10 protein-coding genes and 3 pseudogenes are annotated in these 15,957 nt (G+C 60.2%); 9 read left to right on the forward strand and 4 right to left on the reverse strand.

Annotated features, from left to right (window positions below):
- Window positions 1-23 precede the first annotated feature (23 nt).
- The 6 genes and pseudogenes from ruvC to AC0L3U_RS14395 all read left to right on the forward strand — a co-directional run.
- Window positions 24-551, forward strand: coding sequence for a crossover junction endodeoxyribonuclease RuvC (gene ruvC / locus AC0L3U_RS14370; protein WP_473291880.1), 528 nt, complete (start codon window positions 24-26; stop codon window positions 549-551).
- On the forward strand, window positions 548-1,165 hold the full coding sequence (gene ruvA, locus AC0L3U_RS14375) for a Holliday junction branch migration protein RuvA (RefSeq protein ID WP_027515524.1): 618 nt from the start codon (window positions 548-550) through the stop codon (window positions 1,163-1,165). Before ruvC ends, ruvA begins: the two co-directional genes overlap by 4 nt.
- On the forward strand, window positions 1,162-1,692 hold the full coding sequence (locus AC0L3U_RS14380; protein WP_473362191.1) for a hypothetical protein: 531 nt from the start codon (window positions 1,162-1,164) through the stop codon (window positions 1,690-1,692). The genes ruvA and AC0L3U_RS14380 overlap by 4 nt, the downstream gene beginning before the upstream one ends.
- On the forward strand, window positions 1,689-2,741 hold the full coding sequence (gene ruvB, locus AC0L3U_RS14385) for a Holliday junction branch migration DNA helicase RuvB (protein ID WP_473362192.1): 1,053 nt from the start codon (window positions 1,689-1,691) through the stop codon (window positions 2,739-2,741). The genes AC0L3U_RS14380 and ruvB overlap by 4 nt, the downstream gene beginning before the upstream one ends.
- A 129-nt stretch (window positions 2,742-2,870) precedes the next feature.
- Entirely contained in the window at window positions 2,871-3,788 is a 918-nt protein-coding gene (locus tag AC0L3U_RS14390; RefSeq protein ID WP_473362193.1) for a metallophosphoesterase, read from the forward strand.
- 202 nt (window positions 3,789-3,990) lie between these two features.
- Window positions 3,991-4,071, forward strand: a pseudogene (locus AC0L3U_RS14395) (acyl-CoA thioester hydrolase); the annotation flags it as partial.
- Here the strand turns inward: AC0L3U_RS14395 and AC0L3U_RS14400 are convergent.
- On the reverse strand, window positions 4,053-5,756 hold the full coding sequence (locus AC0L3U_RS14400; protein WP_259217620.1) for a recombinase family protein: 1,704 nt from the start codon (window positions 5,754-5,756) through the stop codon (window positions 4,053-4,055). The pseudogene AC0L3U_RS14395 and the gene AC0L3U_RS14400 sit on opposite strands and share 19 nt — an antisense overlap.
- A gap of 739 nt (window positions 5,757-6,495) precedes the next feature.
- A pseudogene (locus tag AC0L3U_RS14405) lies at window positions 6,496-6,656 on the reverse strand (IS256 family transposase); the annotation flags it as partial.
- A 1,476-nt stretch (window positions 6,657-8,132) separates the two neighbouring features.
- On the opposite strand from AC0L3U_RS14405, the gene AC0L3U_RS14410 reads away from it, so the two are divergent.
- A complete protein-coding gene (locus AC0L3U_RS14410) occupies window positions 8,133-11,237 on the forward strand; it encodes an efflux RND transporter permease subunit (protein ID WP_259217619.1) in 3,105 nt (1,034 codons plus the stop codon).
- 1,372 nt (window positions 11,238-12,609) lie between these two features.
- Here AC0L3U_RS14410 and queD read toward each other — a convergent pair.
- Window positions 12,610-12,972, reverse strand: a complete 363-nt coding sequence (gene queD, locus AC0L3U_RS14415; protein WP_259218648.1) for a 6-carboxytetrahydropterin synthase QueD — start codon at window positions 12,970-12,972, stop codon at window positions 12,610-12,612.
- Between the two features lie 706 nt (window positions 12,973-13,678).
- On the opposite strand from queD, the gene AC0L3U_RS14420 reads away from it, so the two are divergent.
- A complete protein-coding gene (locus AC0L3U_RS14420; protein WP_157234121.1) occupies window positions 13,679-15,097 on the forward strand; it encodes an MATE family efflux transporter in 1,419 nt (472 codons plus the stop codon).
- An 86-nt stretch (window positions 15,098-15,183) separates the two neighbouring features.
- Here the strand turns inward: AC0L3U_RS14420 and AC0L3U_RS14425 are convergent.
- Window positions 15,184-15,587: pseudogene (locus AC0L3U_RS14425) on the reverse strand (IS630 family transposase); the annotation flags it as partial.
- Here AC0L3U_RS14425 and AC0L3U_RS14430 point away from each other — a divergent pair.
- Window positions 15,552-15,821: a hypothetical protein gene (locus AC0L3U_RS14430; RefSeq protein ID WP_157233980.1), complete on the forward strand. Its 270-nt coding sequence runs from the start codon at window positions 15,552-15,554 to the stop codon at window positions 15,819-15,821. The pseudogene AC0L3U_RS14425 and the gene AC0L3U_RS14430 sit on opposite strands and share 36 nt — an antisense overlap.
- The last annotated feature ends 136 nt before the right edge of the window (window positions 15,822-15,957 follow it).

Genomic DNA, 15,957 nt, shown 5'->3' on the forward strand with positions numbered 1-15,957 from the left:
CGGCCAGCCGCTATCACTGGCCCATGACGACGCTCCCGATTCGTGGCCCCGTTCGCATCATCGGCATCGACCCCGGCCTGCGCCGCACCGGCTGGGGCGTGATCGAGGCCGAGGGCAACCGCCTGATCTACATCGCCTGTGGCTCGGTGGAGCCGCCGGACGATTTGCCGCTGGCGAGCCGGCTGCTCGCGATCCATGAGGGGCTGGCCGCTGTCCTGTCCGGTCACAAGCCGATGGAAGCCGCGGTCGAGCAGACTTTCGTCAACAAGGACGGCGTGGCGACGCTGAAGCTCGGCCAGGCCCGCGGCGTCGCCATGCTCGCGCCCGCGATGTTCGGCATCAGCGTTGCCGAATACGCGCCGAACCAGGTGAAGAAGACGGTGGTCGGCGCCGGCCACGCCGACAAGCAGCAGATCGCGATGATGCTCAAGATTTTGCTCCCCAAGGCCGATCCGCCGTCCGCGGACGCCGCCGACGCGCTCGCCATCGCCATCACCCATGCCCATCATCGCCAGAGCACCGCGCTCCGGCTGAAGGTGGCCGGCTTATGATCGGCAAGCTCAAGGGCCTGATCGATTCCTACGGCGAGGATTTCGTCATCCTCGACGTCGGCGGTGTCGGTTATCAGGTGCATTGCTCGACGCGCACGCTGCAGCATCTGCCCTCGCCGGGCGAGGCCGCCGTGCTGTCGATCGAGACCTATGTTCGTGAGGATCAGATCAAACTGTTCGGCTTCCGCAGCGACCAGGAGCGCGAATGGTTTCGCCTGCTCCAGACCGTGCAGGGCGTCGGCGCCAAGGTCGCGCTCGCCGTGCTCGGCACGCTGCAGCCGTCCGACCTCGCCAACGCCATCGCGTTGCGCGACAAGGCTGCGGTGGCGCGCACGCCCGGCGTCGGCCCCAAGGTCGCGGAGCGCATCGTCACCGAACTGAAGGACAAGGCACCGGCCTTCGCCAATGTCGACCCGGCGGTCGTGCACCTCGCCGGTGCCGTCGACGACCAGCGCGCGCCGCGACCGGTGGCGGACGCGATCTCGGCGCTGGTCAATCTCGGCTACGGCCAGCCGCAGGCGGCGGCCGCGATCGCATCGGCCTCGCGCAGCGCGGGCGAGAGCGCCGAGACCGCGCAGCTCATCCGGCTGGGCCTGAAGGAGCTGTCGAAGTGAGTGCGGCCCGCGCCAATCCCGTCGCCGTTCTTTTTCGTCGCCTTTCGCGCGTGGCCGGTATCGTCGTGATCTTCTCCGTTGTGGGGCCGCTGACGGTCGCCGCGCTGGTTTCGGTGATGGTGGCGACGCTCGGTGCCGCGGTGCTGCAGATGTTTCTCGCGCTCCTCGAGCTGGAGGCACTGCGCACCCTGATTTCGATCGCGATCGTGCTGCTGGCCATCGCCACGATTCTCGCCTCGTTCCTTCCCGCAGTCGCAGCCGGCTTGATCTTCGCGCTGGCCGCGGTCTACGCCGACCTCAACATGATCTGGATGGCGTGGCTCGCCGCGGCCGTGGCCGCCGCCGGCTTCGTCGGGTTTGGCATGTTCGTTGTGCCCGCCGAAACCTCCGCAGTGATATTGCCAAGTGTTAATTCCGCGCCTGAGGCGCTGAAGCTTTCCGCCATGCTCGCCATCGTTGCTGTCATCCCGGCCAGCCTGTGCTGGTGGCTCGCGAAACCGCTGCACCGTGTTATCCTGCCCGCATGAGCACGCCCCCCCGCATGGTCACCCCGGAGCGCCGCAGCGATGATGTCGGCGACACTGCGCTGCGCCCGCAATCGCTGTCGGACTTCGTCGGCCAGCAGCAGGCGCGCAAGAATCTGTCCATCTTCATCGAGGCGGCGCGCAAGCGCGGCGAGGCGCTGGATCACGTGCTGTTCGTCGGTCCGCCCGGCCTCGGCAAGACCACGCTGGCGCAGATCGTGGCCAAGGAGCTCGGCGTCGGCTTTCGCGCCACATCAGGCCCGGTAATCGCCAAGGCCGGCGATCTTGCGGCGTTGCTCACCAATCTCGAAGAGCGCGACGTGCTCTTCATCGACGAGATCCATCGCCTGAGCCCGGCGGTGGAAGAAGTGCTCTATCCCGCGATGGAGGACTTCCAGCTCGACCTCATCATCGGCGAAGGCCCGGCGGCGCGTTCGGTCAAGATCGAGCTGTCGAAATTCACCCTTGTCGGCGCCACCACGCGGGCCGGCCTTCTCACCAATCCGTTACGCGATCGTTTCGGCATTCCGATCCGGTTGAATTTCTACACGATCGAAGAGCTTGAGAGCATCGTCACCCGTGGCGCACGCGTGCTCAACGTCGGCATGAGCGCGGATGGCGCCAACGAGATCGCGCGACGCGCCCGTGGGACGCCGCGTATCGCCGGCCGGCTGTTGCGCCGCGTGCGCGATTTTGCTTCGGCGGCCGATGCCGACAGGATCGATCGCAAGATTGCCGATCACGCGCTGAGCGCGCTCGAGGTCGACGCCGCCGGCCTCGACGCGATGGACCGCCGCTACCTCACGACCATCGTGCAGAACTATGGCGGCGGCCCGGTCGGCGTCGAGACGATGGCCGCTGCATTGTCGGAGCCGCGCGATGCGATCGAAGACATCATCGAGCCCTATCTGATCCAATGCGGCTATCTGCAGCGGACCCCGCGCGGCCGCCTGCTCACCTCGCACGCCTTTCGCCATCTCGGCATCAGCGAGCCCTCGCGCGATGCGGCGGCACAGTTCGGCCTGTTCGGCACCGACGAGAGCGACGACTGATCTACGCAGGTGCAGCCTGTTCGGGCCGTCATGAATTTCCGGTCATCTCGTGCAGAGGGTCTGCACAAACGCACCCCATTTGCGCTCCAATAGGGTCGCATCAAGAAGCCGCATCACGATCGGGCTGCCATGATCACGCGCCGTCATTTCTTCCGTTCCATCGGCGGCCTGTCCGCCCTCGGCGTCTCGACCGCGGCCTATGGCGTCGGCGTCGAGCCGATGCTGCGGCTTCGGGTCACCCGCTATCATCCAACCCCGCGGCAATGGCCGACAAATTTCCCGCTGAAGATCGCCGTGATCGCCGATATCCATGCCTGCGATCCCTGGATGTCGCTGGAGCGGATCGAGGCCATCGTCGATCGCACCAATGCGCTGAACGCGGATATCATCGTGCTGCTCGGCGACTATGTCGCCGGCCTGCACCAGGTCACGCGCATCATTCCTGCGAGCGAATGGGCCAAGGTGCTGGCCGGCCTGAAAGCGCCGCTCGGCGTCCATGCCGTCATGGGCAATCATGATTATTGGGCGGACAGGACCGTGCAGCAGGCTGGCCACGGGCCGACGGTTGCGCATCGCGCGCTGGAGGCGGCCGGCATTCCTGTTTACGAGAACGACGTCGTGCGGCTCACTAAGGACGGCCGCTCGTTCTGGCTCGCCGGCCTCGGCGATCAGCTCGCCTTTCTGCCGGCGCGGCGCTTCCGGAGCACGGGACGCTTCGGCGCCGACGATCTCAACGCGACACTCGCCAAGGTCACCGACGATGCGCCGATCATCCTGCTCGCGCATGAGCCCAATATCGCGCCGCGCGTGCCCGCCCGCGTCGCGCTGCAACTGTCCGGCCACACCCATGGCGGCCAGGTCCGCCTGCTCGGCTGGTCGCCAGCGGTTCCGCCGCAGCACGGCATCCGGCTCGCCTATGGCCATGTCCGGCTGAAATGCGACGTCATCATCTCCGGCGGCCTCGGTTGCAGCATCATGCCGGTCCGCGTCGGCGTGCCGCCGGAGATCGTCGAAGTGATGCTGGGGCGGGGACCGGTGGTGGCGTAGTATCGCCGTACCTGATTGTGCGGCGGCGAATGAAGCGTTAGCATCGCATAATGCAGGAAGCCGGCGATAACATTGAGAAGCTGTGCACGCTTAGATCTGCCATTGACGAAGGGATGGCCGATGTAGTGCTAGCTCGTGTTGTGCCTTGGGATTTGGAAGAGTTTCTCGAGGAAGCTCGCAGACAGAGAAGCTCTAAGGCGAAATGACAGCTCATCTCGACGGCGAGATCCGCGACGGCCGCCACCATATGCAGGTTCGCGTCTACTACGAGGACACGGATTTCCCTGACTTGCCATTGTCGTAGTATGCAAACGTGCTGATCTCTCGCTCCTTGCTGCGGTTTTCGGGAAAAAGGTTCTTTCCGCAAAGCGCGGAGCTGTTCAGGTAGGGCGTATATTCGTAGGGCATCCGCTTGCGAACCGGATGCACTACTATGCATTCAATCAAGTTGCGGAAGGCAATGCGAGTTTCGATCGCCTTCGGATTGGTTTTGAGCGCGGTGATAAGCCTTCTAACCTCCGAGGAGTATCGGTCACTGAATTTCGGGCGATCGAAGCCAACTATATTTTCGCCGCCACCGCCCAGCAGCCGCAAGCGCTCTTCAACGCTTTCCCGCTCCAGGTCGCACTCATCGATCCGCTTGAGCAATTCGTCCGGCTTGCGGCGGCTATTTGCGATGGCATAAGAGAGGCGTTCGATCTCGGTAGTCAATACGCGGCGTCGACGCTCTAGCTTATTGTGTTCGCTACCATTGTTCCGATCGTTTTTGCGCTCCTCCTTCCAAGTACGCATCGCCTCTTCAATGGCTTTCGGCGAAAGCAATTTCACCTGGATTTTTTCGGAGGCATCCTCGAGCAGAACGTCCATATCAAAGCTACGGGTGTGCTCGCAGGTGCCCCGCTGATGCGCGCTCGCGCATGCCGCGCGCGGCGCACCGTTACGCGAGGATTGAGCGATTCGCATATGGCCATTGCAGACGCCACACCGGAGCACACCGGCAAGCGGGTGCTCATTGTTGCGCGGACTCACGGCGCGACGCCGCGGCTGGCCAGTCGGTCCGAACATAGACACCGCGCGCACCCTACGAACCTTCTGCGCTAGATCCCAGAGCCCTTGCGGAACGATCCGCAGCTCTGGCTTTTTGACGATAATGTGGCGTTCTGCCGGATTGCGGCGCTTCTGTTTCTTCTGCGTCTCTGGGTTAAGAATTGTCGAGCGAACGTTCCAATGTATCTCGCCGATGTATAGTTCGTTGCCGATAATGCCGCGACCATGCCGACCGCCTGTGATGCACTGATGGTTCCAGGTGGTGCGACCCGCCTTGTTCTTGTGACGAGTTGCCCCTGGTGAGGGCACGCCTTCGCGGGTGAGGTCAGCGGCGATAGTTCGGGTCGAGCGGCCCGCTGCATATTCTTTGAAGATGCGGAGCACAATCTTTGCTTCGTTCTCATCGATTACGCGCTCGCCGGGCGCGCCCGGCCTTGGCCGATAACCATAGGCGTATGAGCCCGGAATTCTTCCGTTCGCAACAGCGTTGTCATGGCCGCGCCGAACCTTTTCGGCGAGCTGCGGCTTGTAAATCGTGTTGTACAGGCTTGCGATGCTAATGTCAGTGGCGGTCGCGTAGACTCCTTTCTGATCCATCAGCTCAACGCCGTTGAACTCGAAAACCTGCTTGAGACGCTGGATGGTTGCGGGATCGCGCGACAAGCGGTCGAAATGCTCAACGACGACTACGTCAAACTGCCGGCTTCGCACACCGTTGAGCAAGCGCTGATAGCCGTCCCGCGCACCTTCGGTAAGACCAGATTTTGCGGCATCCACAAACTCGCCGACGACATCGAGGTTGTTGCGCAATGCGACCTTGCGGCAGAGTAACAGCTGACCGTCAATCGAGCTCGCCTTTTGCATGTCGCTCGAATAGCGCGCGTATATTACGGCCGTTTTCTTCGATGACGGTGTCGTCATGCCGGTCCTCTATCGGCTGCCCCGAGCCATGATTTTCATCCCGTGCGATCTGACGTCCGATGGCGCGCGCCAACTCAAACCAGATTTCCTCATTGTCCGGATTATCCCAGCTCTGAGGATGGGAGGGGGCAAGCGGTCGAATGGTCGCTCGTTGTCTTCGGAAAGATCGAATGCGGGTAGGCATTTGCAAACTCGCGAGCGGAAGCTAGCGTAAATTTCCGCGCTGCGCTACGGCCAAGCCGCAGCGATTACTCGCAACGCGTCCTCATGCTGGCTTCGGCAGCGTCGAATGAAAATGAAATTCGTCAAGTGCCGCAGCGTGCGTGAGGGCATTCCTGGCGATGAGGCGCGTAGTCCAGAGCAGAAATGCTAAGCAAAGCGGAGTAAAAATACTGTCGGCGGCGTAAGTTTGTTATCGGGTGCGGGTGCGGGTGCGGGTGCCCGGTGCGTAGGAGCCGTCCTCGGTTCCCCACAGATTGTAGTGGCTGCCGCAGAGCCCCGGCGAACTGTAACGTTCAGCCCAGACGCGGTGGTCCGACCCCAAGGACCCTTCGATGATTGGGTCTTTTCTTATTCCGCTTGTTCGATCGCTCTTGCGTCGAGGCTCCAAGAGCCAGCAATCGCGTCTTCGTGAGCTCCGCAGTAGGGCGCGAAAAGCACTGTCAGAAATACTCGTGTTCCTCAGCATGCTGTAACTGGCGCTCGGGCAACCGGTTCGCCGGCAAGAGGGCCGGGCCGGTCAGCTGGCGGCCGGAAGGCTGACGCTCGAATCATCGCTCAAAGGCGCGATGGTTTCTAGCGTCATGTAACGGGCGCGCTGGACGGCCCATTGTCGTTCTGTTCGAGCAGGACCGCTCCAATGAGGCGAACCATGGCCTCCTCGTTGGGGAACATGCCGACCATATGTCCAAACCGGTTCACAGCCTTGCTGCACCACATCGAGAAAGACGCTCTGCTTCGGGCGTTTCGACGACAAAAGCCCGCAGGCCGGCGCGGAGGTCGATGCGATAAGGGAGGCAAAGTACGAAGAGGGGCTCACGGACCTATCCGCGATCTCTGCGCACGGGTCCACACTGTCCCTACCGGCTACAGCCGGTGCGGCGCGTCTACATCCCCAAGCCGACGGGGGTAGGCGGCCTCTCGGTGTGCCGGCCGCTAGAGGACAAGATCGTCCAAAGCGCGGTGGCCGAGGTGTTGAGCGCCGCCTATGAGCCCGAATTCCTCGGGTTCTCCTACGGCCTCCGGCCGGGGCGGGATCCTCAGATGGAGCTTGATGCCCTGGATCCGGCTATCATGACATATCCAGTGTCTTCGATTCGGTCGACCACGAGTGGCTGCTGCGGATGGTGGCGCACAGGATTGCCGATCCTCGTATCCTGCAGCTCATCGAGATGCGGCTGCGAGCTAGCGTTCGTGAGAGCGGCGAGAAGCAGGACACACGCCGCAAAGGGCAGGATCAGTCCGCTCCTTTCCAACATCTTCCTGCATTACCTCCTCGATCGCTGGGTCGACCACTGGAGCGGTCGCCATGCACGCGGTCGCGTTGTGACCGTGCGCTTTGCGCACGACTTCGTCATCGGCTTCGAGAGCAAGGCAGATGCCCAGGAAATGCTCTTGGCCCTCAAGGCGCGACTGGCCGGCGCTCCATGCGGACAAAACCCGGTTGATCGAGTTGGGCGCGGTTCGCGGCCGTCCCGCGTCAGCCGCGCAGCGAGCGGTGGCCGAGACCTTCGCCTTCCTGGGGTTCACTTACTTTGCGGGCGGACCCAAGATGGCCGGTTCATCGTGAAGCACAAGACCGAAGGGAAACGCCTGTGCTCTCGAGCAACATCACAAGTCTCGCGCGGCTCATGCGGGCGTCGCTCGTCGACAAACGTTGGTATAGGTTATGCAACCCGTTCTATATCCCCGGCTTACCTCTGTAGAGTTGAGCTGCCCGTCGGCTTGTCTGTAGTTTCAGCGTCGAAGCTGGATCGTCCGAAGGGTGGGGCGGCGCGAAATCCTAAGCTGAGTTGATAAGTGTGCTGCAAGGCATTGCTGCCATTGAGGCGTGGGACGAGGTTAAATGGAAATACGTCAGCCCACTTCCGCGTTGGAGGTCCATCAGCACATTGTGTGCTCCCTCCAGAAGCAGGACCCAGTGATCTTGGACATCGGCTGCTACGACGGAGCTGACTCTTTACATTGTCTGCGGCTTTGCCCAGAGGCTCAGCTCTACTGGTTCGAGCCGGATCCCCCGGGGCGGTTGCTAGCTTAAGAGAAACATGGGGCTCTACCCTGAGAAGGTCCCCTAGCCACAGTCGCCGCGTTGATGACTGTTGCTGTAGCCTGGCTTACTGGCGAATTTCCGTCAGTCTCTTGAATGCGAGCATCGCGATGGCATTTACCGAGCTCTTCATCAAACGTCCGATATTGTCTATCGTCGTCAGTCTCCTGATCCTGCTGACCGGCATTGGTGCGGCCACCGTTTTGCCAATCCGGCAGTATCCTAAGCTGACCAACACGGTCGTCAATATCACAACCTCTTATCCTGGCGCCTCCGCCGACATGATCCAGGGGTTCATCACCACGCCCCTTGAGCAAGCGCTCGCTTCGGCCGAAGGCGTTGATTACATTACGTCCTCCTCGGTGCTCGGTGCCTCGACGATCCAGGTCTATATCAAGCTCAATTTCGAGCCCAACGAGGCGCTCACTGAAGTGCTCTCCAAGGTCAACTCGGTCAAATATTTAATCCCTAAGGAATCGAACGATCCGGTCGTCACCAAATCTGCCGGTCAGACCACAGCTGTCATGTATATCGCCTTCTCCAGCGAAGAACTGACGGCCAGCGCGATCTCCGACTATCTCTCGCGCGTGGTGCAACCGATTATGTCAACTGTAGACGGCGTCGCAGCGGCAGACATCCTCGGCGGCCAGAGTTTTGCGATGCGGTTATGGCTCGATCCCGCGAGAATGGCGGGCCACGGCGTGTCGCCAGCTGATGTTTCGGCTGCAATCGCGGCCAACAACTTCCAGGCTGCGGCCGGCCAGACTAAGGGCTATTTCACTCTCTCCGACGTCACGGTCAACACTGATCTGCGGAGTGTTGATGACTTCAAGCGCATGATCGTCAAAGCCAACGACGGCGGCTTTGTGCGCATGGAGGACATCGCGACAGTCGAGCTTGCGGCGCAGAGCACAAACGCCAGCGTCGCGATGAACGGCGAACACGCGATCTTCGTCGCCGTGCAGGCGAGCCCAGAAGGTAATCCACTGAACATAGTGCGAGGCGTTCGGGCACTGCTTCCAGAAATGAAGCGCAGCCTGCCGCCATCGCTGAAGATGGAAGTGGCCTACGACTCCACCAAGTTCATCCAATCATCGATAGACGAGGTGGAGAAGACGCTCCTTGAGGCGGTCGCGATCGTGGTGTTTGTGATCTTCCTGTTCCTGGCCTCCCTGCGGTCTGTCATCATTCCGGTCGTCACCATTCCGCTGTCCATTATTGGCGTCTGCAGTATGATGCTGGCGCTGGGGTTCTCATTCAATCTGCTGACCCTCCTTGCGATGGTGCTTGCGATCGGTCTCGTGGTTGATGACGCAATTGTCGTGGTGGAGAACGTTCATCGCCATATGGAAGAAGGTGCGTCGCCCGCGCAAGCCGCTACGAACGGCGCGGGCGAGATCGTCGGCCCCGTCCTCTCCATGACGATTACGTTGGCCGCCGTGTACGCGCCCATCGGCTTTCTCGGCGGCCTCACCGGCGCGCTGTTCCGCGAATTCGCGTTTACACTGGCGGGTTCGGTGATCGTGTCGGGCGTGATCGCGTTGACGCTGTCGCCCATGATGTGCGCGGTCTTCCTGAAGAGCGCTGAAGAGGGGCGGTTTGCAAAGTTTGTGAATCGTGTGTTCAGCGCCATGACGCGCTGGTACGGCCGCAAGCTCGACCGCTCGCTCGACTATCGCCCGATTACCGGGCTGTTTGCGCTGACCATGCTGGGCCTCGTCGCCTTTCTGTATATGCATACTTCCAAGGAACTCGCACCCGAGGAGGATCAGGGCATCGTATTCGCACTGACAAAAGCGCCGAAATACGCCAATATTGATTACCTGGATTATTACGGCGCCAAGCTCGACAAGGCACTCCAGAAGTTTCCCGAGACGGATTTTCGCTTCGTGCTCAACGGCATCAGCGGTCCGCAGGGCGGCATGGCCGGGATGTTGCTTAAGCCTTGGGCCGAGCGCAAGCGCTCATCGATCGCGCTGAAATCGCTGGTCCAGGTCGAGCTGTCCAAACTGGAAGGCATCAACGCATTTGCCTTTAGCTTGCCGCCGCTTCCGGGCGGTTCGGGCGGCTTACCAGTGCAGATGGTGATCAAGTCGACGCTCGGTTTCCAGTACATCTACGAGCAGATGTCGGAGCTGAAGGATGCCGCGCGCAAGAGCGGTCTGTTCATGGTCAGCGACTCTGACCTTGAGTTCAACCAGCCGGGGGTGCGAATCAAGGTCGATCGATCCAAGGCGAGCGACCTTGGCATCACCATGCAGAACGTCGGTAGCGCGCTCGCGACCCTCCTTGGCGGAAACTATGTCAATCGCTTCAACCTGCAGGGCCGCTCCTACGAAGTGATCCCGCAGGTGCCGCGCGAGAAACGCCTGACGCCGGAATCACTTGGGAGCTATTATGTCAAGACAGCGGCGGGCTCGATGCTGCCGCTATCGACCGTGGTCTCCATCGAGACTGCGACCAATCCGAACGCACTCACCCACTACAACCAGCTCAACTCCGCGACCTTCCAAGCCGTACCGATGCCCGGCGTCACGATCGGTCAGGCTGTGGACTTCCTCGACGTCGAGGCAATGAAACTGCCCGCAGAGTTCAGCCACGACTTCCTCGGGGACGCCCGTCAATATGTGCAGGAGGGTAACAAACTAGTCATCACCTTTGCGTTTGCACTCATCGTCATTTTCTTGGTGCTTGCGGCGCAATTCGAAAGTCTGCGCGATCCCCTCATCATCATGTTCAGCGTTCCCATGGCAATCGCCGGCGCCTTAATCCCGCTATTCTTTGGCTTGGCGACGATGAACATCTACACCCAAATCGGACTGTTGACATTGGCTGGGCTGATATCCAAGCACGGTATTCTGATGGTCCAGTTCGCCAATCAGCTGCAGCTCAAGGAGAGACTCGATTCCCGCTCGGCCATCGAGATGGCGGCGCGCGTCCGCCTCCGTCCAATCTTGATGACCACCGCGGCGATGGTCACGGGCCTCTTACCTTTGTTGACCGCAACGGGTGCTGGCGCCGCGAGCCGCTTCTCGATCGGGCTCGTGGTCGTCGCGGGCATGTCCATCGGCACGCTGTTCACGCTTTTCGTGCTGCCGGCGCTCTATGTCGCGATCGCGTCGGATCACCGCGCCGACGCGAGTTCCGATCACGTCCAGAACGCCGCCGAGCTCGCCTTCGTCGGAGCATCCGATGCCCACTTGGCCAAGCGATGATCCTAACGATCAACTCGGGTTTGCTCGATCGCGCCGCTAGCGTAGCGGCGCTGCTCGCCGACCGCGGTAACTTGATCGCACTGGGTGCCTGCAGTTCATGGCGGCGGACAGGAAGGATGATCCGCGGCTGCTGCGCTTCGTCTCGATCTACTGCTTGCCCGAGGTGAAGGACTACATCGTGACCAAATACGGCCGCTTCATTGTGCAGATGTGGTGAGCGACGGATGCCTGGGAGGGTTTCACGGTCCCTTGCGCGTCCGGACCTTCAAGCCGGTGGTGCGAAGCTTGGGGGGAATCATGTGTTCGGCGAAGAGCGCGTCGCGGATCCGTTTCTGGTCCGACAGGCGGATGCTCTTGTTACCTGACCGAGCAGGCCACCGCCACGTGATTTGCCGGACATCACGGCAGCATAACTCGCAAGATTGACGTCGGCCGGGACAGGGACAGAATCCATGTTCCCCGAATGAGTGGCGTACCCATTTTTCAATTTGCTCTTGGTGGAGAATTATTCACTTCCTGACCGCGCTGCAATTGCTGTCTGAAAAGAGACCGCTGATTTGCTGCAGGCTTAGATAGTTGCCAAGAAATTCAATCCCCGCCAATTTTGGGCGCGAAACGAGCCGGCCAAGACGCGATAGTCCGGCGATTACTCGAGCGCGGCCGCCATTTCGGCTAAGGTTTGGGGATTGGAGGTTCCCGGGATGAACCCGTGGTCGGTGCGGGCCTGACTGCACTCTATCGGATGCGGCGGGGCGAGGCATCGGTTCCTGTGGACAGCTGTTCGCCCGGTTTACGTCCGCAGCTATTGGTTGGGTGGAAATAACCAGTCGGCCAAGGGATGCATCCCTGACCAGTCAGCGCGGACGCTCGAGTCCGGCACCTCGCCAGCTTCAATTGAGGCTTCGCCCGTCGAAGTTCGAACGGGGGATATTGACGGCGATGTCTATGGCACGCTCGCGCACATGCGGGCTTGCGCGATCTTGCATCCACCCGTGCTCCTCGCATTGGCGGCTAGCGCCGACCTGCTGCAGCACCAAGTCGCCGAGCCGCAGCGTCCGGGATGGCGGGTCGTCTCGCCGGTACAATCAGCATCGAATTCGCTCCTGAGGACGAATCCCTCAGATCGTTCCGCGGTTAGCACAACGCGGGATTCCGAATCGTTTGGCCGGAAGCTTTTCGAATGCGGTCACGTGATGGGTGTCCTCATAGCCAAACCGGGCGCTCCGGTCGGATCCAAGGGCTCCTCTGTGAGCGAGAAATCTGGCCGCGGGCGTGGCGGATGAAGAGCCGAATCGCAGATCGAGCAAGTCCGCTTCTGAGCCGAAGAACGACAGGCGCGCCGCATCGACACAGTCCCAAATCAGCGCTGAATTCAGCGATCGGGCCCGTCATATTCCGCCCAACTATCCGTCGTCTCGTACACCCTCACGCTCGAGAGTTGGGCGAGGCGCGGTTTCGCGTGCTCCCAGATCCAGATGGCGATATTTTCCGCCGTCGGATTTTCCAGTCCCGGGACGTCGTTGAGGCAATGGTGATCGAGCTTCTTTATAAGAAGGCCAAACGCTTCCTCCATGTTGAAGAAATCCATTACGAATCCGGTGTGCGGATCGACTGCCCCTTTCAGCACGACCTCGACGCGATAGGAATGACCATGCACCCGATGACAGCGATGTGTCTGCGGGACGTTTGGAAGTCGGTGCGCTGCCTCGAACTTAAATGCTTGGGATATCTTCATGTGATGCCGAGTGTTTGTGGGACGGCACGCTGAGCCGCCATTTCGGCTGAGCCAGGCAGTACGAGATAGCCCGCCGCTCGACGGCGTCAGGGCGGTCTTTCGATCGAAGCAGAAATTGTCCAAGCCACGTTCATCGAACCGGTCTGGCAGGCTGCCGGTTGCGGCCACACGAATTTTCAGTTCGTGTCCGCGAGTGACGGCCAGCGCGGCGCGATTTACTGACGCAAATCCAGTCACCACGCTGGCCGGGGCCGGCAGCCTGCCGTTCGTCTCGATCGCGCTGAGGAACCCGATATCTTGTAAAGATTGCAGGACATCATCGAACCACCACAGTGGTTCTGAGCACGTTCATTGCTTGTGCCATGCAGATGATGGAGCGTCTACTACAAGATCCGGTAGATGCCAAAACCAACTTGAGGCTCTAGGGTCTGGCCGCGTTTCCCCGCCGATCATCATCCCGAGAAGTGAACGCAACCGGCACGATGCTCAACCAAAGGGCGGAACGGCACAATATGACTAGCAGAACCTGGGGGCTACCCTCAAACACCTCAGTCAGTATTCGCTACAACTGATGGGAGGCGTATGCCCAGGCAAAAATCAGCTTTGAAAACGTCAACCTATCCAGGCGATCACGGCGTGCCAGAGCAGATCCAGAGAGGATTGCGCTGAGTACGCCATCGTCGAACTTGGAAAAGTTCACTCGTCCGTGAATGGACCGAATACAGAATTCGCCCTCGACAGCAAGCGCAATGTGATGCCGAAGAAAAAACAGCACGTCGATCTATCGGACCAGAATCTCTTGAGTCTTATCCTGCGGCTCGCCATTCCGTCTGTTGTTGGATTATCGATCCATGCGCTGCAGCAGGTCGTCAATGCGATCTTTGTTGGCGCCCTAGGCGCGCAGGCGATCGCAGCTGTTAGCATGACCTTGCCGATCGTGGTCCTGCTCGCCGCAGCCGGACAGGGGATCGGTGTTGGAGCAGCGTCGTTCATATCTCGTCATCTGGGCGCTCGTGAGTACCTAGAAGCGAGTCGAGGCGCAAGCACGGCACTCGCGCTCGCCGCTCCGATCGGTATCATAGTCACCCTCACTCTGCTTCCAAATCTGCCAGGGATATTTGCAACGCTCGGAGCAACCCCAACCATCATGCCCGTGGCGCTCGACTACGCGGGAACGGTTTTGTTGGGGTACACCCCGATGCTACTAAATACCGTCAGCGGGTTCATTGTAAGAGCCGAAGGCTATACACGATTTAGCATGTGGGTGATGATGACCGCGTTTATCCTGAACGCTGTGCTTGATCCCGTCTTCATATTTTCACTTGACCTTGGCGTGCGAGGCGCAGCCCTCGCAACGCTGGTGTCTCAGATCTCTGCTGTCGGACTGTATATCGTGTATTTTACGAAGCTTGGCGGGACGGTTCTCGTCAGGATATCTCACATATCATTGCGAGCAGATCGCATCAGACAGCTCGCGTTGGTAGGCGCGCCGGCGACAATGACGAGTATCTTATCTGCTCTTGCCGTTATGCTCTTGTACGGAGCTGCTGCGCCGTTCGGCGACGATTCCATCGCCGCGGTTGGAATAGCTGTGCGTATCTTGATGGTCGGCGCACTGCCTATCACCGGGTTCTGTATTGGCGCTCAAGCTATCCTGGGTTTCGGTTGGGGCGCACGCGACTATGCTCATATATTGAGAGCTGCGAAGTTCATGCTCTTCGTGACGATCGCATTCTCGGTGCTGTATTCTGCGGCCGTTGTGATTTTTGCGAGGCCTTTGGTGAGCCTATTTAGCGATAACGAGTACGTCACCGAAATTGCCGTCTCGACCTGCATCGTGTTCCATCTCTTCTTTGGACTGTTTGGGGTGCAGAGTTTCGTGACGGCAATGCTTCAGTCATTTGGGAGAGCGCGCCTCAGTGCAATTGTGTCCTTGGCCAGGCAGGGGTATCTCTTCATACCGGCCGTACTGTTATTCCCGCTGGTAGCGGGTTTTAACGGACTGTTAGCCAGTCAAGCGCTCGCAGAGCTTGGCGCCGGAATAATCGCTCTCATCGTCATGTTCAACCAGTTCGGCGAGCTCAGACGAGCGCTCCGGCACGGTCCTCAAGAGCGATCGGGATAGCGGGTTGAGCTGAGAACGGATATGATCGAGGCACAGAGCATTGGGCGCTAGCCTCCTGGGAGGCTCGCCCTTAAAGCGTGATGGGACTAGCTTCGATAGCCTGAGTTTTTGAGGTAGTTGGCGCATTCTTCGGGTGTAAATGCATAAAGGAGTTCGCTGATGGCGGCGCAGACCGCATCGACAGTTCGTGCGGCTGCCTTGCGGAGCAGATGCTTGAGTTTGGCAAAGACTTGTTCGATGGGGTTCAGGTCGGGTGAGTATTTTGGCAGGAAGAAGAGCTTTGCTCCGGCGAAGCGGATGAGCTGGCGTACGGCTTTGCTTTTGTGGCTGCCGAGATTGTCCGGGACGACGATGTCGCCGGGCCGAAGGGTCGGCAGGAGAACCTTCTCCACATAGATCCGGAAGCTCACGCCATGATTGGTCCCTCGATGAACCATGGCGCATCGATCCGGTCATGGCGCAGGGCCGCCAGAAAGGTAATGGTTTTCCAACCCATCTGGCCCCGAGCAACGCTGCCGGTCTCATCGACCCGCTTCATCCAGCCGATCGCCGTGCTGATCGCCACTCCAAACTGCTTGGCGGCCCGATTGCGCGCCCTACCGGCCAAATTAAGGGCGTCAGCTCTTACGGCATTGATATCGGCCAAAGGCTGGAAGTCGAAACGGCCCAAGGCAGCGGCAATGTGGTCGGCCGTGAAGCGGGGGTGATCTCAATCGAGAACTGACTGTCACACCAGTAACATGCGGCGTTTCCGAATTGGTGAATGGAAATGCGAACCCCTTTGCGCTTTGCCACTCTATGGCAAGCAGCTAAATGCAATGACGCCAATACAAAAGGTGATGCTAACTTTTGCTACAAAC

The organism is Bradyrhizobium sp. Kon69 (genome assembly GCF_055807515.1).

Bases quoted from the DNA above. Each gene is read 5' to 3' on its own strand.
- ruvC (WP_473291880.1), top strand. From the start codon at position 24: ATGACGACGCTCCCGATTCGTGGCCCCGTTCGCATCATCGGCATCGAC.
- ruvA (WP_027515524.1), top strand. From the start codon at position 548: ATGATCGGCAAGCTCAAGGGCCTGATCGATTCCTACGGCGAGGATTTC.
- ruvB (WP_473362192.1), top strand. From the start codon at position 1,689: ATGAGCACGCCCCCCCGCATGGTCACCCCGGAGCGCCGCAGCGATGAT.
- AC0L3U_RS14390 (WP_473362193.1), top strand. From the start codon at position 2,871: ATGATCACGCGCCGTCATTTCTTCCGTTCCATCGGCGGCCTGTCCGCC.
- AC0L3U_RS14400 (WP_259217620.1), bottom strand. From the start codon at position 5,756: ATGACGACACCGTCATCGAAGAAAACGGCCGTAATATACGCGCGCTAT.
- AC0L3U_RS14410 (WP_259217619.1), top strand. From the start codon at position 8,133: ATGGCATTTACCGAGCTCTTCATCAAACGTCCGATATTGTCTATCGTC.
- queD (WP_259218648.1), bottom strand. From the start codon at position 12,972: ATGAAGATATCCCAAGCATTTAAGTTCGAGGCAGCGCACCGACTTCCA.
- AC0L3U_RS14430 (WP_157233980.1), top strand. From the start codon at position 15,552: ATGGCGCAGGGCCGCCAGAAAGGTAATGGTTTTCCAACCCATCTGGCC.